Source organism: Corynebacterium lipophiloflavum DSM 44291, from assembly GCF_000159635.1.
GTDB lineage: Bacteria > Actinomycetota > Actinomycetes > Mycobacteriales > Mycobacteriaceae > Corynebacterium > Corynebacterium lipophiloflavum.
In genome coordinates, this window is record NZ_GG667192.1 from 50,041 (window position 1) to 59,967 (window position 9,927).

The 9,927-nt window shown below is 63.6% G+C and carries 10 protein-coding genes and 2 tRNA genes; 2 read left to right on the top strand and 10 right to left on the bottom strand.

The window, feature by feature from the left end:
* Nucleotides 1-22: 22 nt before the first annotated feature.
* A tRNA-Lys gene (locus tag HMPREF0298_RS03445) sits at nt 23-95 on the bottom strand.
* Nucleotides 96-336: 241 nt separating this feature from the next.
* Between HMPREF0298_RS03445 and HMPREF0298_RS03450 the strand changes: the two genes are divergently transcribed.
* Nucleotides 337-1,515, top strand: a complete 1,179-nt coding sequence (locus HMPREF0298_RS03450) for a L,D-transpeptidase (RefSeq protein ID WP_342610142.1) — start codon at nt 337-339, stop codon at nt 1,513-1,515.
* Between the two features lie 95 nt (nt 1,516-1,610).
* On the opposite strand, the gene HMPREF0298_RS03455 is transcribed toward HMPREF0298_RS03450, so the two are convergent.
* From HMPREF0298_RS03455 to HMPREF0298_RS03485, 7 genes are all read right to left on the bottom strand, one after another.
* A tRNA-His gene (locus HMPREF0298_RS03455) sits at nt 1,611-1,686 on the bottom strand.
* A 47-nt stretch (nt 1,687-1,733) separates the two neighbouring features.
* Complete coding sequence (gene orn, locus HMPREF0298_RS03460; RefSeq protein ID WP_006839713.1) at nt 1,734-2,369, bottom strand: oligoribonuclease; 636 nt, start codon at nt 2,367-2,369, stop codon at nt 1,734-1,736.
* Nucleotides 2,370-3,176, bottom strand: coding sequence for a mycolate reductase (cmrA, locus tag HMPREF0298_RS03465; RefSeq protein WP_040422619.1), 807 nt, complete (start codon nt 3,174-3,176; stop codon nt 2,370-2,372).
* A 13-nt stretch (nt 3,177-3,189) separates the two neighbouring features.
* Nucleotides 3,190-3,408, bottom strand: coding sequence for a helix-turn-helix domain-containing protein (locus HMPREF0298_RS03470; RefSeq protein WP_040422454.1), 219 nt, complete (start codon nt 3,406-3,408; stop codon nt 3,190-3,192).
* Nucleotides 3,401-3,955, bottom strand: a complete 555-nt coding sequence (locus tag HMPREF0298_RS03475) for a hypothetical protein (protein ID WP_006839716.1) — start codon at nt 3,953-3,955, stop codon at nt 3,401-3,403. Before HMPREF0298_RS03475 ends, HMPREF0298_RS03470 begins: the two co-directional genes overlap by 8 nt.
* Before the next feature lie 309 nt (nt 3,956-4,264).
* A complete protein-coding gene (locus tag HMPREF0298_RS03480) occupies nt 4,265-4,501 on the bottom strand; it encodes a hypothetical protein (protein WP_006839717.1) in 237 nt (78 codons plus the stop codon).
* A gap of 170 nt (nt 4,502-4,671) precedes the next feature.
* A complete protein-coding gene (locus HMPREF0298_RS03485) occupies nt 4,672-6,705 on the bottom strand; it encodes an NADPH-dependent 2,4-dienoyl-CoA reductase (RefSeq protein ID WP_006839718.1) in 2,034 nt (677 codons plus the stop codon).
* Nucleotides 6,706-6,856: 151 nt separating this feature from the next.
* On the opposite strand from HMPREF0298_RS03485, the gene HMPREF0298_RS03490 reads away from it, so the two are divergent.
* Nucleotides 6,857-7,612, top strand: coding sequence for an enoyl-CoA hydratase-related protein (locus HMPREF0298_RS03490; RefSeq protein WP_040422456.1), 756 nt, complete (start codon nt 6,857-6,859; stop codon nt 7,610-7,612).
* An 8-nt stretch (nt 7,613-7,620) separates the two neighbouring features.
* On the opposite strand, the gene HMPREF0298_RS03495 is transcribed toward HMPREF0298_RS03490, so the two are convergent.
* A complete protein-coding gene (locus HMPREF0298_RS03495) occupies nt 7,621-7,929 on the bottom strand; it encodes a transcriptional regulator (RefSeq protein ID WP_006839721.1) in 309 nt (102 codons plus the stop codon).
* Nucleotides 7,930-8,386: 457 nt separating this feature from the next.
* Nucleotides 8,387-9,757 (bottom strand): MFS transporter, encoded by a 1,371-nt coding sequence (locus tag HMPREF0298_RS03505; RefSeq protein WP_006839723.1) that lies wholly within the window; start codon nt 9,755-9,757, stop codon nt 8,387-8,389.
* Between the last annotated feature and the right edge of the window lie 170 nt (nt 9,758-9,927).

A 9,927-nucleotide genomic window follows, 5' to 3' on the forward strand; every position in this document is an offset into this window, starting at 1 on the left:
CCTCCCGGCGGGGGTGATGTTGTGCGCCATCAGGGAATCGAACCCCGAACCCACTGATTAAGAGTCAGTTGCTCTACCAATTGAGCTAATGGCGCAAACTTGGCCTGCCAAAAACCTCGTTTGAAGCGCGGTTCTTAGCGCGGCTGCCGTTGTTGCAACGAAGAGAAATATAGCATCTAGGGCTATATGGGGTGAAATCGGCAGGTCAGGCGCGGTTTGGCCTGCCGGGTGTGTTTGGTTTCGCCCCGGTGCCTAATGGGGATAGGCTAAGGGGCGAAAAGATTGACGCATCACGACGTGCATGACGTGTGTCGGGCGGGAAAGTAGGAACGAGCATTGAAGACTTTGCCACGAGCCCTGAAAAGCACCACCGCTATCGGATTGGCCCTTGCCCTGGGTGTGACCGTGAGCGCCTGCACCATCGGCGAGGTGGAATCCGCCAGTGATTCCAGCGAGCAGACAGCCACGGAGACCACGGAATCGTTTGCGCCGCCCGTGGTGTCCGTTGGGGACGGTGCGACGAAGGTTTCGCCGGTTGAGCCGGTGACCGTGGAGGCGGAGGCGGGCATCCGCTCCGCGCAGATGACTAACGAGTCGGGCAAGGTGGTCAAGTACGAGTTCAACTCCGACATGACGCAGTGGTCGACAGCCGAGCCGCTGGGCTATGGGCGCACGTACACGCTCAAGGGCGCTGACCGCGCCGGGACGAGTTTCGAGCGGACGTTCACCACCGTCGCGCCTGCCGCCCAGTCGTCGGTGTACTTCGCACTGCAGGACGGCGCGGAGGTGGGCGTGGGCCAGGCCATCCCGATTCACTTCAGCTACGCCCCGGGCGACAAGGAAAAAGCCCAGGAGGCGATCAAGGTCACCACCTCCAACGACACCGAGGGTGGGTTCTACTGGCAGAGCGACAACGTCGCCATCTGGCGCCCGAAGGACTTCTGGGAGCCGGGCACGCAGGTGACCGTTACTGCGGATGTCTACGGTGTTGATCTGGGAGGCGGGGTCTACGGCACCGATTCGTCGGAGCTGTCGTTTACTGTGGGTGACGAGGTGCTGACAACGGTGGATAACGCCACCAAGACCCTGACGGTGACGCGCAACGGCGAGGTCGTGCGTTCCTTCCCGGTCTCGCTGGGCCGCCCGGGCCGCTGGGAGACCTCCAATGGTACGTACGTTGTCGGCGACAAGAACGAATCCATGGTGATGGATTCCACTACCTACGGCCTCAGCCTCGACGCCGGCGGTTACAAAACCCCCGTCAAGTATGCGACCCAGTTGTCGTATTCCGGGATCTACGTCCACGCTGCACCGTGGGCTGCGGGTGCGCTCGGTTCCTACAACCAGTCCCACGGCTGCGTTAACGCCAGTACCGAGGATGCGAAGTGGTACCAGGCCACTGTCAAGCGCGGCGACCCCGTCAAGGTGGTTAACACGGATGGGGATACGTTGCCGAGCTGGGACGGCCTCGGCTACTGGAACTTGAGCTGGGAGGAGCTCAATTCCGACGGGTAGGAGCTTTGCGCCCCCTCCAGCGCCCGCATCCGCCTTGATCTGGTGACGCTTGGGCCGCGGGCGCACAATAACGCTCCGCGCGGGGTAAAAAATTTTGGGGTGGCTGACGGGACTCGAACCCGCGACACCCAGGATCACAACCTGGTGCTCTACCAGCTGAACTACAGCCACCATCGCTGTTTTTGCAGCGGGTTCTACCTTAGTATGCACCCTGGGTATTACAAAAACCGCTGGTAGGCGTCGCGCGCGGCGGTGGAGGCTTCGGTTGCTTCCTGCGAGTCGGGCCCCGGCGCCTCAACGAAAACGCTACGCCGGTAGTAGTCCAATTCGCGGATCGATTCGACAATATCCGCCAGCGCGCGGTGCGACATGCCCTTGTCGGGCTGGTTGAAGTATGCCTTGGGGAACCAGCGCCGGGCGAGCTCCTTGACGGTGGAGACGTCGATCATGCGGTAGTGCAGTGCTGCGTCGAGACGCGGCATGTGCGCGCGGATGAACGAGCGGTCGGTGGCGATCGAGTTGCCGGCAAGCGGCGCGGGGTGGGCGGGATCGCAGTGCTTAGTGACGAGCCCCAGCACCGCATCTTCGGCGTCTGCGAGGCTGACCGTCGATGCGGTGATCTCGGTGAGCAGCCCGTTGTCGGTGTGCATGGAGACGACGACGTCGTCCATTTTGGCGAGCTGAGCGTCCGTGGCGTGGACGACGATGTCGATGCCGTCGCCCAGGATGTTGAGATCGGCGTCGGTCACCAGCGCGGCGACTTCGACGATGACGTGTTTGTCGGGGTCGAGCCCGGTCATCTCAAGGTCGATCCAGACGATGCGGTCGTTCTTGGTGGCGATCTCGTGGGACACTTACGCCTCTCCCATCTGTTCGTAGAAACGGCCCATCAGTGGCGAGAGCCAGCCGCGCGGCGTGTAGGTGGAAACGACGTCCATTGCTTTCGACAGGGGGCCGGGGACGACGCGGCGTTTGTTGCGGCGCATCGCGGCCAGGGTGTCTTTTGCGCAGGATTCGTAGGTGGTCCAGAGGAAATCGGGGACGACTTTGTCCACGATGGTTTGTTCTTCCTCCGGCACGACGGCCGCGCGCACGGGACCGGGGGCAAGCAGCGTGCAGTGAACGCCTGTGCCCTTCAGTTCGTAATGCAACGACTCAGTGAACGTGTTCACGCCCGCCTTGGTGAACACGTAGGTGGAGTTGTTGGGAATCGGCATGTTTCCGGCGGCCGAGCCGACGTTGCACAGTGCGCCTTCGCCGCGCGGCACCATTTGATCGAGCACGGCCTTGGTGATGCGGAACACCGCGGTGGCGTTGAGGTTGTACTGGTTGACCTCGTAGTCCCAATCGGCTTTCATGAAGGGGCCGAAGGAGGCGATGCCTGCAGAGTTGACGCAGATCGTAACCGTGCGCGAGTGAATGTGTTCAAGCAGGGCCGTGACGTCGCGCTCTTTCGAGAGGTCGGCGGCAAAGACTTCGCAATTGACGCCGTGGCGCGTGGTGAGGGCGCCCGCGAGCTGCATGAGCACGTCCTCACGGCGCGCGACAAGGATGAGGTTGTAGCCGGCGGAGGCAAGGTCGCGGGCGATGGCTTCGCCGATGCCTTGCGACGCTCCAGTGACCAGTGCGTAGGAGTCGATGGAAGGGGCAGGAAAAGTCATGTTGCCCACAGTACTAGTCGTACTCGACCTCGAAGATGTCGCCGGGCTGGCAATCGAGGGCTTCGCACAGTGCGCTGAGTGTGGTGAAGCGGACCGCCTTCGCCCGGTTGTTGCGCAGTACCGAGAGGTTGACGGGGGTGATGCCGACCTGCTCAGCCAGCGCAGCGCCGGTGATTCCTTTGGCCTCGATGAGTGCGTCGAGACGGCACACGACGCGGGGTGTCTTAGACAAGTCCGTCAACCTCCTCCTCGAGTGTCTTGCCGCGCACGAGCACAGCTTCGAAGGCAATGAGCGTTGCTATGAGGATGAGCGCGGGGCTGACGTCGGAAAGCGGTGTGCCCGATCCGGTGTTCCACCAGGACTCGACTCCGAGGGCGGATGCCGCGTAGTTGTTGGCGAGCCCCTCGATGCCGAGGCGGGCAATGAGCCAGCAGATTATCGAGTACCCAGCGAAACGCAGTGACCTGGTCGCCGTGTTGGTGAAGAGCCTGCCGCGCAGCATCGAGGTGAAGGCCCGGGTGAGGAATACGGCGCCGGCGATCAGTGAGGCGTACTTCACCCCGAAGGCGGCCAGGTAGCCGATGACAGCGCCGCGCGGAAGCGCCGAGGCGGCCAAGCCATCTGGGAGGGCGGGAGAGAGGCGGGTGATGAAGATCCCATGTGCGAGCATGTGGTAGATCTCCGGGATGCAGTAGATGATGACGGCGATCACGACGATCATGAGCGCGGAGTTGAAGCTTTTGGTGGTCGGGGTTGCGAGACGAGCACTGTGGGCCATGATGCCTCCTTGGCAGACGGGATATATCGATAATCGATATTGTCGTAATTCGATAATATCGTAATTCGATATGCGCGCAAGGGGGTGGGCGGAATTATTCCTCCCAAAGGCTGCCCGCCGCCGCGCAACCTGCAGCGGCAGAGACTGCAACGTAGGCCCCTACACATCAACAGGACCACTACAGACTTCCGCCGCCGGCACCACCCACGCCCACTGTGGGGGCGGGCGGGTGGTGCCGGCGGAGGAAGTTTTCTACCGTGTTCAGGGCCGATGCGTCCCGCAGGCGGTAACAGCCTGCGGGACGCGCAGTTACAACTGGGAACGGTTGTTGCCGTCGTCGAGGCCTTCCTCAACCTGCCCGGTGCGTGCTTCCGTGTTCGGGTGCTCGTCGAGGTGACCCTCGTCGGTCGCGGCGGTCTCGTTCTCCGCGTTCTCGAAGTCGTCGACGGAGTTGAAGTTCGTCGGGGAGTTTCCGATGCGAGTGACGGCGGCGTCGAGAAGCTTGTCCTTTTCGGAGGCCTGGCTGCGGTCAGCGTCCTGAGCCATCTACTTCTCCTCCTCGGTGGAGACTTCCTCCTGGAACTGCGGGTCGGCGTCGGGATCGGTGAGATCGTTAATGCTGTCTTCGTTGGTCGGGGTGTTCTTCTCGGTCATGGTCAAGCCTCCTTCAATGGGTTATGAGCTTCAAGCTTAGCGACGCCTCGCCCACGCCGCCGTCACAGCGACGCAGCCAACCGGGTGCCCTGGTCGATCGCGCGCTTGGCGTCCAGCTCCGCGGCCACGTCCGCGCCACCAATCAGGTGGGCTGTGATACCGCGGGCGAGCAGCTCGTCGTAGGGCTCGCGCAGCGACTCCTGGCCGGTGCAGATCACGACGTTGTCCACGTCCAGCGTGCGCTCTTCGCCGTCGACCGTGATGTGCAGGCCGGCGTCGTCAATGCGGCGATAGGTCACACCCGGCAGCATCTCCACCCCGCGGTGCTTGAGCTCGGTGCGGTGAATCCAGCCGGTTGTCCGGCCCAGGTTCTCACCGAGTTTCGAGGACTTGCGCTGCATGAGCGTCACGCGCCGCGCCGGACGTTCCCGCTCGGGCGCTTTCAACCCTCCGGGGTTGGTGTAGTCCGTATCCACGCCCCACGCGTCGAAGAATGCCTCCGGGTCCCGGCAAGTGTCGCGCTCGGGCTCAGTGAGGAAGCTCGCAACGTCGAAGCCGATGCCGCCCGCGCCCAAAATCGCGACCTTGTCGCCCACCTCCGCGCGCTCGCGCAGGACGTCGAGGTAGGTCAGCACCTTCGGGTGATCGAGGCCCTCGATCTCCGGCACGCGCGGGGTCACGCCCGTGGCCACAACAACGTCGTCGTAGCCCTCCAGGTCGTCGGCGCTCACGCGGGTATTCAGGCGCACGTCGACGCCCTCGGCTGCGAGCATGTTGGTGAAGTACCGGACGGTTTCGTCGAACTCCTGCTTGCCCGGGATTCGCCTCGCGATGTTGAGCTGGCCGCCCACGGTCGGGGAGGCGTCGAAAAGCGTGACGGCGTGGCCGCGCTGGGCCGCGGTGACAGCGCACGACAATCCCGCCGGGCCCGCACCGACAACCGCAATGCGTTTCGGCGCCTCGGCCGGGGTGACCACCAGCTCGGTCTCGTGGCCCGCGCGAGGGTTGACCAGGCATGTTGCAACCTTCATGGAGAAGGTGTGGTCCAGGCATGCCTGGTTGCAGGCGATGCACGTGTTAATCAAGTCAGCGTTGCCGGCGGCGGCTTTGCTCACGAACTCGGCGTCCGCGAGGAACGGCCGCGCCATGGACACCATGTCGGCGTAGCCCTCGGCGAGCAGTTCTTCGGCCTTGTCGGGGGTGTTGATCCGGTTCGAGGTAACCAGCGGGAGGTTGAACACGCCCCGCTGCCGCGCCTTCATCAGCTCCCGTGTCACCCACGCCCACGCCCCGCGGGGCACCGAGGTGGCAATCGTGGGCACCCGCGCCTCGTGCCAGCCGATGCCGGTGTTCAAAATGTCGGCACCGTCTTGCTGGATCCACGCCGCGAGCTGGATGACCTCGTCCAGCGTGGACCCGTCCGGAACCAGGTCCAGCATGGACAGCCGGTAGATGATGATGAACTCGGGCCCCACGGCCTCGCGGACGCGGCGCACGATCTCGCGGGCGAAGCGGGCGCGGTTTTCGTAGGACCCTCCCCAGCGATCCGTGCGCTGGTTGGTGTGTCGCGCGATGAACTGGTTGATCAGGTAGCCCTCGGAGCCCATGATCTCCACGCCGTCGTAGCCGGCGGAGCGGGCCAGGGTCGCGGCGCGGACGAAGTCCTCGATGGTCTGCTCGACCTCCGCGTCGCTCAGTTCGTGCGGGACAAACGGGGCAATGGGCGCCTGAATCGGGCTCGGGCCGACCATCTTGTCGTGGTAGGCGTAGCGCCCGACGTGCAGAATCTGCATTGCAATCCTGCCGCCTTCAGCGTGCACGGCTTGCGTGATTCGGCGGTGCTGCTGGGCCTCCTGCTCGGTGGCCATCCGCGCGCCGTGGTGAACGGTGCGCCCGGCGTCGTTAGGCGCGATGCCGCCGGTGACAATGAGGCCGGCGCCGCCGCGCGCCCGTTCGGCGTAAAAGACTGCGAGGCGTTCGAATCCTTGCTCCACCTCTTCGAGGCCGGTGTGCATGGATCCCATGATCACCCTGTTTTTCAGGGTCGTAAAACCGAGGTCAAGTGGCTCAAAAAGGTGCGGGTAGGGGCTTGTCATGGTGGGCAGTCTAGCAGTTGGCTTCTGCGGCGGAGACCGTTTCGAACCAAACAAACGAGCCTGAAAACTGCACCCGCGCAGGCTGCGTGCAACATCAAGGCTGCGGCTCAAAGGCCAGATAGTTAGGGGATTGAAACTGTAGGGTGGGGGCGTGGATACAACGACGGTGAGACTTGAGCGAAACGAAGCGGTGGCAACGCTGACCATCACATCCAAGATGGGAGCAATGGGCCGGGCGTTTTGGGAGGAAGTGCCGCACGTGCTGGCCACCTTGGGTGATGCCCGGGTGCTCGTGCTGCGAGGCGTTGAAGTCTTCAGCGCCGGGCTGGACGTCAAGGACAGCGCTGAGCAGATTGTGCCGGCGCTGGGGAATCCGGAGAAGTTCACGGCGGTGGTGGACCGGATGCATGCCGTCACCGAGGGGGTGGCGGGGCTGCCGATCCCCGTTGTCGCCGCCGTGAACGGGTGGTGTGTCGGCGCGGGCCTCGAGCTCATCGCCGCCGCGGACATCCGTCTGTGCAGCTCCGATGCCCGTTTTAGCCTGCCGGAGGTCAAGCTGGGTATCACCGCCGACCTCGGCGGATTGCAGCGCCTCCCGCACATTGTTGGGCGTGGTCGCGCGGCGCACCTCGCCTTAACCGGCGAGCCAATCGACGCCCGCACCGCCGAATCCTGGGGACTGGTCACCGAGGTGCTAGGTAGCCCCGAGGCACTCTTTGCGCGGGCGGAAGAACTGGGCCAATCCCTCGCCGGATTGCCGCCAAAGGCGCTCGAAGGCACGAAGCGCACGCTTGTCGACGGCCTTGACCACAACAAGAGCATGAAAAACGCGGTGTTGTGGAACGCCCAGCATGTCAGCGTGGACAACCTGCAGGAAGCACTGTTCAAAAACAGCACTGACAGGTAAAGCGCCTTTTAATGTGCCGCGATCTCGCGCAGCACCGCGACATGGCCGTCGAAGGCCTCCTTGCCCGCGCGCGTGAGCGTGACCCACACGGTGTCCTTGGCGTGGGTGGAGCCGTATTCGCGGAAGCGGGTGATGTAGCCGTGTTCTTCGAGGGCGGAAAGCTGCTTGGACAAGGTGGTATCGGAAAGCCCGGTGACCTCGCGCAGGTGGGCGAAACGCATCTCGTAGCGCACTTCGCCTTCGGTAGCTCCGGCGGCGGACAGCGCGGCGCAGATTTTCAGCCGGCCCACGGGGTGGATGACGGGATCAAGCTGCACGGCCGCTCCATTCCCACCAGTACAAAACTGCAAACGCTGCGGCGGAAACCACCCCTGCGACGATCGCCCAGGTCAATGGCCCCTTGGGTAGCCAGGTGAGGGCCAAGACTAGAAAAGCGATAAGAAAAGCGCTCCGGGAAACCTGGGGTCCGGCCTTGACCTCCTGCTTCAGCGACTCGCGAACCCCGCGATTCCTGCTGTCGATGTACGTGATGGCGATCAGCAGAACTGCACAGGCAACGGAGAGCACGTACCCCCAGGGGCTTTCGTAGACCACCAGACCTATGGAAGCGCCCAGCAGGAGGGAGACCGCAAAGCCCACCCACAGGGGCACCCGGCGCTGGCCCGAACGGCGCTCAACCGAGCGTTCTACCTCCTCGACAGCCTGAAGCGCCTCTTTAACATCGCTACTTTCCGTAGTGGAAAGTATAGGATGGGTAGCGCTTCGGGTAAAGGCCTAAATCTCGTGCATTTCCTTGTTCACCGTTTCGGGCGCCCACACGATGGCGGCGAGCGAGATGGCGGTGACCACGGAGAGGTATATACCCACGGCCTGTGGGCCATAGGAGGCGTTGAGCGCAGTGGCGATAAAGGGAGCGATGGCAGCGCCGAGGATGGACGAGACGTTATAGGAAACGCCCGATCCCGTGTAGCGAACGTTGGACGGGAAGAGCTCCGGCAGGATGGCGGACATCGGCCCGAAAATCATCCCCATCAGGACCATTCCGAGGAACAGAAAGACCCCAAGAGAGATCATGGTGAAGCTCTCCGGGTTGAGCAGCCAGCCAAAGCTCAGGCCGTAGATGATGATGGCCACGGAGGTCAGGCCAAGCACGGGGCGCCGGCCGTAGGTGTCCGCCAGGCGGCAGGCAACCGGGATGCCGAGCATGAAGCCGAAGATGCAGACGAGCTGGAGCTTGAGGAAGTCGACGTAGGGGATACCCAGGCCAACCCCTTCGGCGGCCGAGCCAATGCCGTAGGAGAGGAACCAGGTGGTCACGAGGTAGAACAGCGTGTAGCAGCCGACCATGATGAAGGTGCCCTGGAGAAGCGGCCGCCACGCCTTAGCGAACACCTCGGACAAAGGGGAGGAGACTTTCTGGTCGGTCTCGATCACCTGCTGGAACACCGGGGTCTCCTCGATCTGCAGGCGCACCCACAGCCCGACCGCGACCATCACGGCGGACATGAGGAAGGGCACGCGCCAACCCCAGGTCATGAACGCGCCCTCGAGGTCGCCGGTGGAGTGGCCCAGCCAGGTCACCAGGATGAGGAAGAGGCCGTTGGAGAGGAAGAACCCGAACGGGGCGCCGAGCTGCGGCCACATTGCCGCCCAGGCGCGGCGGCCCTTTGCTGCGGTCTCGGTGGACAGCAGCGCCGCCCCGGACCATTCGCCGCCGAGCCCGAGGCCCTGACAGAAGCGCATCAGCGCAAGCAGTGCCGGCGCCCAGATGCCCACCTGCGCATACGTAGGCAGAAGCCCGATGATGAACGTTGCAATACCCATGGTGAGCAGTGCGAAGACAAGAGTGGCCTTGCGGCCGACGCGGTCACCGAAGTGGCCGAAGACGACAGAGCCTAAGGGCCGTGCGATGAACGCGAGGCCGAAGGTGGCGAAGGACTGCAAAAGCGCGACGGTGTCGCTTTCCGACTTGGGGAAGAACAGGAACGGGAACACGGCCACGGCGGCGGTGGCGTAGGCGTAGAAGTCGTAGAACTCGATGGTGGTGCCGATGGTGGAGGCCAGGCGCACTTTCCGACGCTCCGCCGCACTCGCCTCCTGGGGTGGCGCATGGGTGGCCACCTGGGTGCCGACAGTTGAACTCACAATCCCGATCCTTTCGATATTCGGTTCATCTCGTTTCGTGGGATGTGAATTTTACCCAGTGGAATGAGGAATGCTGAATCGGGGGCCGAGATACGGTGGCCGCGGCGCTTGGAACAAGGCAAAACCGGCCTGACGGGATCGAAAAGATCCAGCAAGCCGGTTTATCCGCC